General features: G+C 65.4%; 12 protein-coding genes. 10 read left to right on the plus strand and 2 right to left on the minus strand.

Annotation, left to right across the window (positions count from 1 at the left end):
• Nucleotide 1: 1 nt before the first annotated feature.
• The 3 genes from BLS48_RS06135 to BLS48_RS06145 are packed head-to-tail and all read left to right on the plus strand — an operon-like array spanning nucleotide 2 to nucleotide 3,977.
• Entirely contained in the window at nucleotides 2-1,285 is a 1,284-nt protein-coding gene (locus BLS48_RS06135) for a nucleotide disphospho-sugar-binding domain-containing protein (RefSeq protein WP_091576087.1), read from the plus strand.
• 5 nt (nucleotides 1,286-1,290) lie between these two features.
• Nucleotides 1,291-2,673, plus strand: coding sequence for a glutamine synthetase family protein (locus BLS48_RS06140; protein WP_091576240.1), 1,383 nt, complete (start codon nucleotides 1,291-1,293; stop codon nucleotides 2,671-2,673).
• A 2-nt stretch (nucleotides 2,674-2,675) separates the two neighbouring features.
• Nucleotides 2,676-3,977 carry an NAD(P)/FAD-dependent oxidoreductase gene (locus BLS48_RS06145; RefSeq protein WP_091576088.1) on the plus strand — a complete coding sequence of 434 codons (1,302 nt, stop codon included), beginning with the start codon at nucleotides 2,676-2,678 and terminating at the stop codon, nucleotides 3,975-3,977.
• A 253-nt stretch (nucleotides 3,978-4,230) separates the two neighbouring features.
• On the opposite strand, the gene BLS48_RS06155 is transcribed toward BLS48_RS06145, so the two are convergent.
• Nucleotides 4,231-5,001 carry an IclR family transcriptional regulator domain-containing protein gene (locus BLS48_RS06155; RefSeq protein WP_091576089.1) on the minus strand — a complete coding sequence of 257 codons (771 nt, stop codon included), beginning with the start codon at nucleotides 4,999-5,001 and terminating at the stop codon, nucleotides 4,231-4,233.
• A gap of 117 nt (nucleotides 5,002-5,118) precedes the next feature.
• Between BLS48_RS06155 and BLS48_RS06160 the strand changes: the two genes are divergently transcribed.
• From BLS48_RS06160 to BLS48_RS06190, 7 genes are all read left to right on the plus strand, one after another.
• The gene (locus BLS48_RS06160) at nucleotides 5,119-5,976 is read left to right on the plus strand and encodes a CoA transferase subunit A (protein WP_091576090.1); all 858 of its coding nucleotides are present in this window, start codon (nucleotides 5,119-5,121) and stop codon (nucleotides 5,974-5,976) included.
• Nucleotides 5,973-6,779, plus strand: coding sequence for a CoA-transferase subunit beta (locus BLS48_RS06165; RefSeq protein ID WP_091576091.1), 807 nt, complete (start codon nucleotides 5,973-5,975; stop codon nucleotides 6,777-6,779). The genes BLS48_RS06160 and BLS48_RS06165 overlap by 4 nt, the downstream gene beginning before the upstream one ends.
• A gap of 1 nt (nucleotide 6,780) precedes the next feature.
• A complete protein-coding gene (gene pcaF / locus BLS48_RS06170) occupies nucleotides 6,781-7,986 on the plus strand; it encodes a 3-oxoadipyl-CoA thiolase (protein ID WP_091576092.1) in 1,206 nt (401 codons plus the stop codon).
• A gap of 130 nt (nucleotides 7,987-8,116) precedes the next feature.
• Nucleotides 8,117-9,148, plus strand: coding sequence for a BMP family protein (locus BLS48_RS06175; protein ID WP_091576093.1), 1,032 nt, complete (start codon nucleotides 8,117-8,119; stop codon nucleotides 9,146-9,148).
• Nucleotides 9,149-9,425: 277 nt separating this feature from the next.
• On the plus strand, nucleotides 9,426-10,937 hold the full coding sequence (locus tag BLS48_RS06180; RefSeq protein WP_091576094.1) for an ABC transporter ATP-binding protein: 1,512 nt from the start codon (nucleotides 9,426-9,428) through the stop codon (nucleotides 10,935-10,937).
• On the plus strand, nucleotides 10,937-11,992 hold the full coding sequence (locus BLS48_RS06185; protein ID WP_091576095.1) for an ABC transporter permease: 1,056 nt from the start codon (nucleotides 10,937-10,939) through the stop codon (nucleotides 11,990-11,992). Before BLS48_RS06180 ends, BLS48_RS06185 begins: the two co-directional genes overlap by 1 nt.
• Nucleotides 11,989-12,933: an ABC transporter permease gene (locus BLS48_RS06190; protein ID WP_091576096.1), complete on the plus strand. Its 945-nt coding sequence runs from the start codon at nucleotides 11,989-11,991 to the stop codon at nucleotides 12,931-12,933. The genes BLS48_RS06185 and BLS48_RS06190 overlap by 4 nt, the downstream gene beginning before the upstream one ends.
• A 100-nt stretch (nucleotides 12,934-13,033) precedes the next feature.
• On the opposite strand, the gene BLS48_RS06195 is transcribed toward BLS48_RS06190, so the two are convergent.
• Complete coding sequence (locus tag BLS48_RS06195) at nucleotides 13,034-13,801, minus strand: SDR family NAD(P)-dependent oxidoreductase (protein ID WP_091576097.1); 768 nt, start codon at nucleotides 13,799-13,801, stop codon at nucleotides 13,034-13,036.
• Nucleotides 13,802-13,813: the final 12 nt, after the last annotated feature.

Below are 13,813 nucleotides of genomic sequence, written 5' to 3' on the forward strand. Positions count from 1 at the left end.
ATTGACGCGTAAAGCCAGCCCGACCATCGCGCTGTTTCCCGAGGCGAGCTTCGGCGCGGCGCTGAATTGCGTCGGCATCGCGCAGGCCTTGCGTGCGAGGGGCGCCCGGCCGGTGTTCATCTGCCATGCCGGCTTCTCCGGCGTCTTTGCCGACTACGGCTTTCAGGAATACCAGTTGCCGACCGACGAGCCGCTGAGCGACAGCGAGCGCCAGAGCTACTGGCAGGCCTTCGTGCGCCGGCACCTGCCGCATTTCAGGCTGAGCCCGATCGACCAGCTGGAAACCTATGTCGCGCCGACCTGGCAGGCGATCGTCGATACCGCGGTCAATGCCGAGGCGCCGCTGCGCCAATTGCTGGCGCGGCTGAAGCCGGACGCGGTGGTGCTCGACAATGTCATCATGTTCCCGGCGATAGAAACCGCGGGCTGTCCCTGGGTGCGCGTCGTCTCCTGCGCCGAGACGGAATTGCCTGACGCCAATGTGCCCCCCTATCTCTCGGGGCTTGGCACAGACGATCCGCAACGCGCGGCGTTCGAGGCCCGCTATCTCTCGGCTTCGGCGCCGGCGCACGACCGATTCAACCGTTTTCGCGTCGACGCCGGCCTGGCCCCATTGCCGAAGGGTCTGTTCCTGGAAACCTCGCCGGACCTCAACCTCCTGCTGACACCGTCGATCGTGCGCCGCGAGCGGGCCGAGCCGCTCGACCCGGCCCGCTTCGTCTATCTCGAAGGCTGCGTGCGTTCGGAAGGGCCGTTCGAGGTGCCGGTGTTCCCACGCAACGATGGGCCGTTGGTCTATATGAGCTTCGGCAGCCTCGGCGCCATGGATGTCGGACTGATCCAGCGCATGCTGGCCGTCTTCGACAGGCTGCCGGCGCGTTTCATCGTCAATGCCGGCGGCCTGCGCGACGCCTACCGCGCGGTGCCGGACAATGTCTATCTCGACGCCTGGTTTCCGCAGCCCTCGGTGGTGGCGAAGTCGGACCTGTTCATTCACCACGGCGGCAACAACAGCTTTTGCGAGGCGCTGCGATTCGGCGTGCCTTCGCTGATCATGCCCTATTGCTGGGACGGGCATGACAATGCCCGACGCGCCGAGGAGACCGGCGTCGGCAACCACATCAGCCGTGATGGCTGGACGGAAGACGTACTTGAGAGAGCCATTCTCGGCCTGCTGGCCGACGATGCGATGCGCGCCCGCCTCAGGGACAATGCAGCCCAGATGGCGCTGAAACCCGGAACGGACGTGGCCGCGCAAGCCATACTCTCCCTGATACGGACATGAACGAAATGCCTGACAAATACACGACGAATACCGCGACCTTCAACGGCCACGATCCCAAGGCCTGGCTGGCCCAGCACGGCATCAACGAGGTCGAGTGCCTGGTGCCTGACATGAATGGCGTGCTGCGCGGCAAGGCGCTGCCGACGGCCAAGTTCCTCAAGGCGCTGGAGGACCGCGCGCTGTATCTGCCGAGCAGCGCCTTCCTGGTTAGCATCGACGGCCGCTATTCCGGCTCGATCGATGAGGGCTTTGCCTATTCGGACCCGGACATGCGCATGGTGCCGGATGTCTCGACGCTCTGCCTGGCGCCGGCTGGGGCTGCGGGCAAGGCCTATGTCTTCGCCGATGCGTTCCATATGGACGACCGGCCATGGATGGCCTCGCCGCGCCATGTGCTGCGGACCGTGCTCGATCTCTATCGCCAGCGCGGCTGGCGGGCGGTGGTGGCGCCGGAGCTCGAATTCTATCTCACCGCGCCCAATCCCGATCCCGACCAGCCGCTGACCGCGCCGGTCGGCGCCAATGGCCGCGCCGAGGGTGTGCAGCATCCCTATGACATGGCGGCGCTCGAGGAGTTCGAGCCGGTGCTCCGGCGTATCTATGATTACGCCGCGGCGGCCGGATTGCCGCTGGACACACTGATCCATGAGTCGGGCACCGCACAGCTGGAAATCAACTTCCTGCATGGCGACGCGCTGCCGCTGGCCGACAAGGTGCTGCTGTTCAAGCGGCTGACGCGGCAGGCTGCGCAGCAGTGTGGCATGCATGCCACCTTCATGGCCAAGCCCATCGCCGCACAGGCCGGCAGTTCGATGCATCTGCACATGTCGGTCATCGACGACGCCGGCAAGACGCTGTTTGCCGGCGGCGACGATGCCGACACCGAGGTGTTCGGCCATTTCATCGGCGGCCTGCAGAAATATGTCCCCGAGATCATGCCGTTGTTCGCGCCCAACGTGAACTCGTTCCGCCGCATCCGGCCGAACCACAGCGCGCCGGCGAACATCGAGTGGTCGCACGACAACCGCTCCTGCGGACTGCGCGTGCCGGCCGGTGGCCGCGCCGCAAGACGGGTGGAGAACCGCTTACCGGGTGCCGATTCCAATCCCTATCTGGCGATCGCCGGCTCGCTGCTCGCCGGCTATCTCGGCGTCGAGCAGAAGCTGGCGCGCTCGGCCGAGGCGTCGGGCAATGCCTACAAGATCAAGAGCACGCTGCCGAAAACCATGGAGGAGGCGCTGGACCGGTTCGCGGCCTGTGACCCGGTGCGGAAACTGCTCGGCGAGGATTTCTTCCAGACCTATCTGCGCGTCAAGAGCGTCGAACTCGATCTGTTCCAGAGCGTGGTGACGAGCTGGGAACGCGACCACCTGCTCTTAAAGGTGTGATCATGGCCTCAAGTTCAACGGGTTTCAATTCGGGTCTCGATATCGGCAAATCCTACTATGTCGCCACCGCCAATCCGGCGCCGGACCATCCGGCTCTTGTCGGCGATGTCGAGGCCGACCTCGTGGTTGTCGGCGGCGGCTGTACCGGCCTGTCCGCGGCCCTTCACGCCGCCGAGCGCGGGCTGAAGGTGGTGCTGCTCGAAGGCGGCAAGATCGGCTGGGGGGCTTCCGGCCGCAATGGCGGCCAGATGATCCCCGGCCTGCGCAAGGGCGCCAAGGGCCTGGTCAAGCTCTACGGGCCTGAACGGGCGAAGGTGCTGTTCGATCTCGCCTTCGAGGCGCGCGGGCTGGTGCTCGACATCATCGAGCGCCATGCCATCGATTGCGACCTGCGGCTGACCGGCCATCTGGTCGGCGCGGTCAACAGCTCCGATCTCCGGGATCTGGAAGAAGAGGCGAAATGCCTCGAGAGCGTGATGAAATTCCGCGACGTCGAGATCCTGTCGGCGGCGGACGCCCGGACCAAGGTCGACACGCCCTATCATGGCGCGATGTACGAGCCGCTGGGCGGCCACATGCATCCGCTCAACTACACGCTCGGGCTTGCCCGGGCGGCGGTCGCGGCCGGCGTCACCATCCATGAGAATTCGGTGGCCACGCGGCTGGAGCGCGAGCCTTCGATCCGGGTATCGACATCAAAGGGTTCGATCAGGGCCAGGCATGTCGTGCTGGCGGGCGACGCCCTGCTCAATGGGTTGGAGCCGCGCGTCAACAGCCGCATCATGCCGGTCGGCAACTACATCGTCGCCACCGAGCCGCTGGAAGGCAAGCGCAATGTCATCCCGGCCAATGTCGCGGTGTCCGACACGCGCTTCGTCGTCAACTATTACCGCATGTCGGCCGATGGACGCCTGCTGTTCGGCGGCGGCGAGCGCTACACGCCGTCGCCGCCGGCCGACATTGCCGGCTTCGTGCGGCCGCACATGGAAGGCACCTTCCCACAGCTCAAGGGCTGCCGCATCGATCATGCCTGGGGCGGGCTGGTGTCGGTGACGACGTCGCGGCTGCCGCATGTCGGGCACTATGGCGAGGTCTATTTCGCGCATGGCTATTCCGGCAAGGGCGTCATCCTGTCGACGCTGTCGGGCAAGCTCTTGGCCGAAGCGATCACCGGCGATGCTTCACGGCTCGACCTGTTCTCGACGCTCACGCCCATGCCGTTCCCCGGCGGCACGGCGCTGCGCGGCCCGCTCTACGTGCTCGGCATGCTGTGGTACGCCATGCGGGATCGGATCAAGCATTGAGGGGCACGAGCCTCCGGCTTTGTATCAAAGGAAATGCTACGTCGGCGCGGCCCCTCACCTGCCTGCCGGCATCCTCTCCCCGTATAGTGACGGGGAGAGGGGCGCTGTCATCGATGGTTTCGCCAATCACCAACGGTACAAGAAAAAGCGATGGCGTTGCGGCCAGCCACTTTCTCCCCGTTCCACGGGGAGAAATGCCCGGCAGGGCAATGAGGGGCGGCGCCGAGGTCACCCACTCAAGCAAAAGGCCTTCTTAGACGACGAAGAAATCCTCGATGCGTTGCCTGGCTCCAAGCAGCGCGGGCAGGATTTCCCGTTCCATTTCCGCGACGGTGAATCGCGCCGACTGGGTCGAGACGTTGATTGCCGCGGCCGTGCTTCCTGAGCCGTCGCGGATCGGCACGGCGATCGAGCGCAGGCCGAGTTCCAGCTCCTCGTCGACGATGGCAAAGCCGTCCGCCTTCGCCTTGCCGATGACGTCGGCCAGCACATGCCTGTCGGTGATCGTCTTCGGCGTCCGCCGCTCGATGGTCGCCTGGCTGAGGAACGTGTCGAGTTCCCCCGGCGCTAGTCCGGCCAGCAGGACACGCCCCATCGAGGTGCAATAGGCGGGCAGGCGGGTACCGACATCCAGCGACACGCTGAGGATGCGGCGGCCGGGAATGCGGGCGACGTAGACGACATCCTGGCCCGACAGGATGGCAGCCGAACAGGCTTCGTTCAGCTGTGTAGCCACCGCGCGCATGATCGGCGCGGCGAAGCTCCACAGCGAGCCGCCGCCGAGCCAGGTGCGGGCAACCGTCAGCAGGCGCGGCGACAGCGAAAACACGCGGCCGGCTTGGGTGGCATAGCCGGTGGCGACAAGCGTCAGCAGAAAGCGGCGGGCGCCGGCACGGGTCAGGCCGGCTTCCTCGGCCATTTCGGTCAGCGTCATGCCCGAGGGGTGGCGGGCGAGGATTTCCATGACGGCGAGGCCGCGCTCGAGCGAGCCAACATGGTCACGGGAAGCGGTCTCTTCGTCCATCGAACCTCCGCGGAAGGTGTTGTCGTCCGGATTGACTCCGCGCCCTCAATCGGCATAAAAGTATCGCATATAGAACATATGTTCGCAATACGAACTTTGAATCCCGGAGCACGTTGGATGGTCAAGTTCCTGCCGCTCAAACAGGCCGTCGCGGAGAACCTGAATGATGGCGATACGGTCGCCTTCGAGGGCTTCACCCATCTGATCCCGACGGCGGCGGCGCACGAGGCGATCCGCCAGGGTTTTCGCGACCTGACTTTGATCCGCATGACGCCGGACCTGATCTACGACCAGATGATCGGCATGGGCATGGCGAAGAAGATCGTCTTCTCCTATGTCGGCAACCCCGGCGTCGGCCTGCTGCGGCGCGCCCGCGATGCCATCGAGAACGGGTTTCCGCGTTCGATCGAGATCGAGGAGCACAGCCACGCCGGCATGGCCAATGCCTATGAGGCTGGTGCGGCCGGCCTGCCCTGCGCGGTGTTTCGCGGCTATCGCGGTGCCGGCCTTGCGGCGGTCAATCCGAACATCAAGTCGGTCACTTGTCCGTTCACCGGCGAAGTGCTGGCCGCCGTTCCCTCGATCCGGCCTGATGTCACCTTCATCCATGCGCAGAAGGCCGACCGCAAAGGCAATGTGCTGGTCGAAGGCATCATCGGCATCCAGAAGGAAGCTGTGCTGGCGGCCAGGCGCGCGGTGGTGACGGTGGAGGAAGTGGTCGACAATTTCGACGATTTGCACCCCAATCTGACCGTCCTGCCGCGCTGGACGATCGCGGCGATTGCCGTCGTGCCCGGCGGCTCGCATCCGTCCTACGCGCATGGCTATTATGCGCGTGACAACGCCGCCTATCTGGAATGGGACGAGATCGCCGCCGACCGTGAAAAATTCCGGGCGTGGATGCAGGCGAACGTGATCGAGAAGAGTGCCGACGATTTCGCGGCCCGGGTCGAGCATCTGAGGAAAGCGGCATGAGCGACAATCAGAACCCCTTGGGCTTCACCCCCAACGAGATGATGACGATCGCCGCCAGCCGCGCGCTCCGGAATGACGACGTCTGTTTCGTTGGCATCGGCGCGCCCTCCGCCGCCTGCAATGTGGCGCGGCTGACGCATGCGCCTGACATCACGCTGATCTACGAGAGCGGCACGATCGGGACCGCACCCGACGTGCTGCCGCTGTCGATCGGCGACGGCGAATTGTGCGAAACCGCGGTCACCACCGTCGCGGTGCCGGAAATGTTCCGCTACTGGCTGCAGGGCGGGCGCATCTCGATCGGTTTCCTCGGTGCGGCCCAGCTCGACAAGTTCGGCAACATCAACACCACCGTCATCGGCGACTATTTCCATCCCAAGACCAGGCTGCCCGGCGGCGGCGGCGCGCCGGAAATCGCGACGTCGTCGAAGCAGGTCTACATCACCATGGCGCAGACCAAGCGCGGCATGGTCGAGAAGATCGACTTCTTCACCTCCTTTGGCCATGGCGAGGGCGGCGACCATCGCAAACGCCTGGGCATCGACACTGCTGGCCCGACACTGCTGATCACCGATCTCGCCATCTGGAAGCCGGATCCGGTGACCAAGGAATTCACGGTTGGGTCGCTGCACCCCGGTGTCACGCGCCAGCAGGTGCAGGAGACCTGTGGCTGGGTCGTTAAGTTCGCCGAGGCGCTTGACGAAACGCCGGCGCCAAGCGAACTCGAACTCAGGACATTGCGCGACCTGCAGGCCCGCACCAAAGCGGCGCATGAGGGAACCGGAAAAGAGAAAGCTGCCTAGCATGGCCGAGGCCTATATCTGCGATTACATCCGCACGCCGATCGGCCGCTTTGGTGGGTCGCTGTCCTCCGTGCGTGCCGACGACCTCGGCGCCATCCCGCTGAAAGCGCTGGTCGAGCGCAATCCAGGCATCGACTGGCAGGCGGTCGACGACGTCGTCTATGGCTGCGCCAACCAGGCCGGCGAGGACAATCGCAACGTGGCGCGCATGGCGCTGCTGCTGGCCGGCCTGCCGAAGGAGGTCTCCGGCTCGACCGTCAATCGCCTGTGCGGCTCCGGCATGGATGCGCTGACCATCGCAGCTAGAGCCATCAAGGCCGGCGAGGCGGAGCTGATGATTGCCGGCGGCGTCGAATCGATGAGCCGCGCTCCCTTCGTCATGCCCAAGGCCGAGACAGCGTTCTCACGCAATGCCGAGATTTACGACACCACCATCGGCTGGCGCTTCGTCAACCCGCTGATGAAGAAACAGTACGGCGTCGATTCGATGCCGGAGACCGGCGAGAATGTCGCCGAGGATTTTTCCGTGTCACGCGCCGACCAGGATGCCTTTGCCGTGCGCAGCCAGGACAAGGCAGTCGCAGCGCAGGCAAATGGCCGGCTGGCGAAGGAAATCACCCCGGTGACCATCCCGCAGCGCAAGGGCGATGCGGTTGTCGTCTCCAAGGACGAGCATCCCCGTGCCGGCACCACAGTCGAGGCACTGGCCAAGCTGCCGACGCCGTTCCGCCAGGGCGGCACGGTGACGGCCGGCAATGCCTCCGGCGTCAATGACGGGGCGGCGGCACTGATCGTTGCCTCGGAAGCGGCCGCAAAGAAGTATGGCCTGACGCCGATCGCTCGTATTCTCGGCGGTGCTGCCGCCGGCGTTGCACCACGCATCATGGGCATCGGCCCGGCGCCGGCGACGCAAAAGCTTTGCGCGCGGCTTGGCCTGACACCAAAGCAGTTCGATGTCATCGAGCTCAACGAAGCCTTTGCCTCGCAAGGCATCGCCGTGCTGCGCCAACTCGGCATTGCCGAGGATGCCGGGCACGTCAATCCGAATGGCGGCGCCATCGCGCTCGGCCATCCCTTGGGCATGTCAGGCGCCCGCATATCGGGCACGGCGGCGCTGGAGCTGCACGAGCGCGGCGGCCGCTACGCGCTGGCAACCATGTGCATTGGCGTTGGCCAAGGCATCGCCATTGCGCTCGAGCGGGTTTGACCAACAGTTCTTTCCGGCGCGTCGTCAAATTTGACCATGTGGACAAAAGTCTAGCGTCGTTCCATAGTTCGCCGTCTGACATTTTCACGAACGGCCGGCTCGACACGGCTGTCGAACAGAGGGGAATGCAATGGAAAACCGGAAGAACAAATTCCAGATAAAACGCGAAGGGCTTTCGCGACGCAACGTGCTGGAGCTGGGCGCGCTTGGCCTAGCCGCGGCCATGCTGCCGGGCGCCGCCTTCGCCAAGGACAAGAAGCTGAAAGTGGCGGCGATCTTCGCCACGCCGATCGAGGAGCCGTGGGACAACCAGATCCATGTCGCCCTGCAGAAGGCCGAGAAGGAACTCGGCATCGAGTACAAATGGTCTGAAAAAGTGCAGACCGCCGATTTCAGCCGCGTCATGCGCGAATATGCGCAAGGCGGCTACCAGCTGGTGCTGGGCGACGCCTTCGCCGCCGAGCGCGAATCGCGCCGCACCGCCAAGCAGTTCCCGAAAACCGCCTTCCTGTTCGGCTCGGGCGCTGGCCCGGCGGAACCGAATTTCGGCGTCTTCGACAACTGGATCCACGAGCCGGCCTATCTCTCCGGCATGATCGCCGGCAAGATGTCGAAGTCGGGCACGATCGGCGCTGTCGCGGCGATGGGCATTCCGGAGGTGAACCGGCTGGTCAACGCCTTCTTCGCCGGCGCCAAGGAGGTCAATCCGAACATCAAGAAGAAGGTCGCCTTCATCGGCTCGTTCTTCGATCCGCCGAAGGCCAAGGAAGCGGCCGTCGCGCAGATCGACGCCGGCGCCGACGTGATCTACGCCGAGCGTTTCGGCGTCATCGAAGCGGCGGCCGAGAAGAAGATCCTCGCCATCTCTAACATGTCCGACCAGTCGAGCCTCGGCCCCGACACGGTCATCACCGGCCCGGTCTGGGACATGTATCCAACGGTCGAACAGGCGATCAAGCTGGTCAAGGCCGGCGTCTTCACCGCGCAGGATTATGGCGACTTCTCGCGCATGGCCAAGGGCGGCTCCTATCTGGCGCCCTACCACAAGTTCGACAAGACGCTGCCGGCAGACGTCAAGGATCTGGTCGAGAAGAAGAAGGCCGAAATCCTCGAAGGCAATTTCCGCGTCGACGTTGACGAGAACACGCCCGTTTCGGATTGATCTTTCACCCTCCCCCTTGTGGGGGTGAGTGGCCGGTTCGCGAAGCGAATTCATCGTGCCAGTGGCACGATGAAAGGCCAGCGAACGCCGGGACGCTGCGAAGCAGCGGGGACCCGGCAGGTCTCGCCAGTTGTCAGCCTGGCCCTTCGCAGGCTCAGGGCGTTCGAAGCTCGAAAAGCCAAGCAATTGGCTTTTCGTCCGCTGTGCGGACCGCTTCTCACCCCCACAAGGGAGAGGGTGAACCCGCGCAAACGTGACCTCTCAACGGGAAAAACCCTTGCCCGCTCCACTCATCGAAATGCGCGGCATCACCAAGAGCTTCGGCGCCGTCAAGGCGAACGAGGCCGTTGATCTCAGCGTTGCACCGGGCGAGATCCTCGGACTGCTCGGCGAGAACGGCGCTGGCAAGACGACGCTGATGAACGTGCTGTTCGGCGCCTATGCGCCGGACGCCGGCGAGATCCTCATCCAGGGCGAGCCGGTGCGGATCACCAGTTCGGCCGACGCGCTGGCCGCCGGCATCGGCATGGTGCATCAGCATTTTCATCTGGCGCCGCGACTGACGGTGCTGGAAAATCTGCTCATCGGCATTCCCGGCAAATCGGGACGGATCGACCGCGTCGGCGGTCTGGCCCGTCTCGCCGAGATCGGCCGCCAGCATGGGCTGACACTCGATCCCGACCTGCCGGTTTCGGCGCTGTCGGTCGGCGAGCAGCAGCGGCTCGAGATCGTCAAGGCGCTGTTTCGCGGCGCCAGGCTGTTGATCCTCGACGAGCCGACGGCGGTGTTGGCGCCGACGGAAGTCGACGGGCTGTTTTCGGCGTTGCGGTCGATGGCGGCGCAGGGTCTCGGCATCATCTTCATCTCGCACAAGCTCAACGAGGTGCGGGCGCTGACGCATCGCTGCACGGTGCTGCGGCACGGCCGCGTCGCCGGCCGCGTCGACGACCCGGCCAACACGACATCGGCCGCAATGGCGCAACTGATGTGCGGCCACGAGATCGTGCCGCCGGCAAGGGGGCCATCGACGCCCGGTGTGGAGGTGCTGACGCTCGAAGGTATTTCCACCTCGCAGCATTCGGGCACGCCGTTGCGCGACGTATCGCTTTCCGTCCGCGCCGGCGAGATCCTCGGCATTGCCGGCGTGTCGGGCAATGGCCAGCGCGCGCTGGCGGAGGTCATCTCCGGCGTGCGTGCGCCCGATGCCGGCCAGATGACGATCGCCGGCCAAAAAGTCTCGCGGTTCTCGCCGCGCGAGGTGCAGGCGCTTGGTCTCGGCCGTATCCCGGAAGACCGCATGACCACCGGTCTGGTCACCAATCTGCCGCTCGCCGATTCGATGGTGCTACCGCGCATAGGCACAGCGGCGTTCAGCAGGAAGGGCCTGCTCAAGCCGGATGCGATCCGCGCCTTCGCCGAGGCACAGATCAAGGCCTATGATATCAGGTGTCCCGGGCCGATGACCCGCGCCGGCGCGCTGTCCGGCGGCAATCTGCAGAAAGCGCTGCTGGCGCGCGAACTGGCCTTCGATCCGAAGGTGCTGATCGTCTCGCAGCCGACACGTGGCCTCGACATCGGTGCCGCCCGTTTCATCCACGAAAAATTCCTCGACATGCGGGCCAAGGGCTGCGGCATCATCGTCATTGGCGAGGATCTCGAAGAACTGCTCGTGCTCTGCGACCGCATCGCGGTGATGTATGAGGGCCGCATCGTCGGCACGCTCGACAGCGCCGATGCGACGATCGCGCGGCTTGGCCTGATGATGACCGGGGCGGAGGGCCATAGCTGATGTTCCGCCTGGAAGTCCGCACCTCGACACCCGCCTGGTTCAACCTCGCGCTGCCGCTGCTGGCGATCGGCGCCACACTCGTGCTGTGCAGCGGCCTGATCGCGCTGGCCGGCGCCGGCGTCCTCGAAGCCTATGGCGTGATGTTCACGGCCTCGCTCGGCGACAGCTACGCGATTACCGAAACGATGGTGCGCGCCGCACCGATGATCTTCACCGGGCTGGCGGTGGCCGTCGCCTTCCGGGCCAAATTCTGGAACATCGGCGCCGAGGGTCAGTTGCTGGCCGGCGCGGTGGCCAGCTGCTTTGTCGGCGCCATCCCGATGCCGGGGCCGCTGGCCATGGTCTTGATGGCGGTGGCGGGTGCCGCGGCCGGCGCCGCCGTCGCCCTCGTCCCCGCGACGCTGCGGGTGAAATTCAAGGTCGATGATGTGGTCAGCTCGCTGCTGCTCAACTCGGTCATCTACTACGCGCTGATGGCGCTGATCGAAGGGCCGTGGAAGGATACGTTCAGCGGCTATCCGATCTCGCCGCCGATCGAGGATTCGGCCAATTTCCCGGTGCTGCTCGAAGGTACGCGGCTGCATCTCGGCGTCGTCGTGGCGCTGATCGCCGCACCTTTGATCTGGTTCCTGATCGTGCGCACGACGCTCGGCTTCAGGATCAGGGTCACCGGCGAAAACCCGGAAGCGGCGCGCTATGGCGGCATCAATGTCGAACGCGTGCTGCTGTCGACCGCGCTGCTGTCCGGCGCGCTGGCTGGACTGGCCGGCGTCGGCGAGGTCGGCGGCGTGCATTTCCAGGTGATGAGCGACATCTCGCCGGGCTACGGCTATTCCGGCATCGTCGTTGCCATGCTGGCGCGGCTCAATCCGTTGGGCGTGGTGCCGGCGGCGATCTTCCTCGCCGCCGTGATGACCGGCGCCGAGGCGATGTCGCGCGCGACCGGCGTGCCGGCCTTCCTCAGCGACGTCATCCAGGGCACCGCCTTGCTTGCCATGCTGGTGGCGCTGCTGTTCACCGCCTACCGCATCCGCCGCGTCGGAACTGCCAGATGAGCGCGGTGTTCGAACAGATCTTCCAGGTCGGCTTCCTCGCCGCCATCATCCGCATCGCCACGCCGCTGGCGTTTGCGACGCTCGGCGAAATGTTCTCCGAGCGCTCCGGCGTGCTCAATCTCGGCATCGAAGGCATCATGCTGCTCTCGGCGATGACCGGCTTCACCGCCACCAGCCTCAGCGGCAGCCTGTGGCTCGGCGTGCTGGTGGCGGTGCTCACCGGCATGCTGATGGGCGCGCTGCATGCGCTGTTCACGGTGGCGCTCGGCCTCAGCCAGCATGTCTGCGGCATTGGCGTCACGCTGTTCTCGTCGGGCCTCGCCTATTTTCTCTACCGGCTGATCTTCGGCCAGCAATCGGTGCCGCCCAACATCAAGGGGTTCGAGACGCTGCCGGTTCCGGTCCTCTCCAGCATTCCGGTGCTCGGGCCTGCGGTGTTCAACCAGTTCTCGCTGGTCTACATGGCGATGCTGGCCATACCGCTCGCCGCCTTCGTGCTCTACCGCACGCCATGGGGCCTGTCGGTGCGCATGGTCGGTGAAAATCCGCGCGCCGCCGATTCCGCCGGTGTCAGCGTCATCGCCACGCGCTTCCAGGCGGTCATCCTTGGCGGCGCGCTGATGGGACTGGCCGGCGCCTTCCTGTCGATGGCGCAGTTCAACGCCTTCACCTTCGGCGTCGTCTCCGGGCGCGGCTGGGTGGCGATTGCGCTGGTCGTGTTCGGCCGCTGGGATCCGTGGCGCTCGGCGGGCGCGGCCCTACTGTTCGCCTTTGTCGATGCCTTGCAGCTGCGCATGCAGGCAAGCGGGCTCGGGCACATCCCCTACGAAGCGTTCCTGATGCTGCCCTTCATCTTCACCATCGTCGCCATGGCGGTGATGTCGCGCAACGCGGTGGCGCCATCGGCGCTGCTCAAGCCGTTCCGAAGGGAGGAAAGGTAGACGAGTAGGACTTGGTGTCTTTTCCTCTCCCCCCGATCGACGGGGTAGAGGAAGGGCGCCAAGCTGCCCCTGGGACGAAGAACCGGGACCGCGGGACGCCTCACATGGCCGTAAAACCGTTATCCACGAACAGATACGCGCCGTTGACGAAGCTGGCCTCGTCGCTGGCGAGGTAAAGCGCTGCCTTGGCCACCTCTTCCGGCTCGCCGATCCGGCCCTGCTGCGCCGCAAGGGCCGCGTCGGAGACATCGACGCCGAGCCGGCCCAGATCGGCGACCTCGCGCAGGCCGTGCGGTGTGCGGATGAAGCCCGGGCAGACCGCGTTGCAGCGGATGTTGCGGTCGCGGAACTCGACGGCGATGGCGCGGGCGAACATGTGGCAGGCGCCCTTGGTGGTGTCGTAGAGCACCTCCATCGGCGTCGCCGCAACCGCCGAGATCGAAGAGGTGCAGACGATCGAGCCGCCGCCAGCCGCAATCATGCCGGGCAGCACCGCGCGCGTCATCAGGAACATCGAGCGCACATTGACGGCATGCAGCCAGTCCCATTCCTGAACGGTGGTCTCCAAGAAGGGTTTGATGACGATGGTGCCGGCATGGTTGAAGAGCACGGTGACCGGACCGAGTTTTTCCGTCGCGCCCTTCACGGCAGCCTCGACCTGCGCTTCGTCGGACACGTCGGCGACAAAGTGCTCGGCAACGTGGCCGCGCGCGCGGATCACCGCGGCTGTGGCGGCGGCCGCCTCGCCGTTGCGGTCGATGATCGCCACCTTGGCGCCTTCCGCCGCGAACAGCTCCGAGGCCGCCCCGCCCATGCCCGTCGCGCCGCCCGAAATGATGGCAACCTTGCCGGCCAGTCTTGTGCCCATTTTCCCGCTCCC

The sequence above is a fragment of the Mesorhizobium qingshengii genome, assembly GCF_900103325.1.
Taxonomy (GTDB): Bacteria; Pseudomonadota; Alphaproteobacteria; order Rhizobiales; family Rhizobiaceae; genus Mesorhizobium; species Mesorhizobium qingshengii.

Excerpts from the sequence above, each read along its gene's own strand:
- BLS48_RS06140 (WP_091576240.1), top strand. The coding sequence starts at position 1,291 with ATGCCTGACAAATACACGACGAATACCGCGACCTTCAACGGCCACGAT.
- BLS48_RS06145 (WP_091576088.1), top strand. The coding sequence starts at position 2,676 with ATGGCCTCAAGTTCAACGGGTTTCAATTCGGGTCTCGATATCGGCAAA.
- BLS48_RS06155 (WP_091576089.1), bottom strand. The coding sequence starts at position 5,001 with ATGGACGAAGAGACCGCTTCCCGTGACCATGTTGGCTCGCTCGAGCGC.
- BLS48_RS06160 (WP_091576090.1), top strand. The coding sequence starts at position 5,119 with ATGGTCAAGTTCCTGCCGCTCAAACAGGCCGTCGCGGAGAACCTGAAT.
- BLS48_RS06165 (WP_091576091.1), top strand. The coding sequence starts at position 5,973 with ATGAGCGACAATCAGAACCCCTTGGGCTTCACCCCCAACGAGATGATG.
- pcaF (WP_091576092.1), top strand. The coding sequence starts at position 6,781 with ATGGCCGAGGCCTATATCTGCGATTACATCCGCACGCCGATCGGCCGC.
- BLS48_RS06175 (WP_091576093.1), top strand. The coding sequence starts at position 8,117 with ATGGAAAACCGGAAGAACAAATTCCAGATAAAACGCGAAGGGCTTTCG.
- BLS48_RS06185 (WP_091576095.1), top strand. The coding sequence starts at position 10,937 with ATGTTCCGCCTGGAAGTCCGCACCTCGACACCCGCCTGGTTCAACCTC.
- BLS48_RS06190 (WP_091576096.1), top strand. The coding sequence starts at position 11,989 with ATGAGCGCGGTGTTCGAACAGATCTTCCAGGTCGGCTTCCTCGCCGCC.
- BLS48_RS06195 (WP_091576097.1), bottom strand. The coding sequence starts at position 13,801 with ATGGGCACAAGACTGGCCGGCAAGGTTGCCATCATTTCGGGCGGCGCG.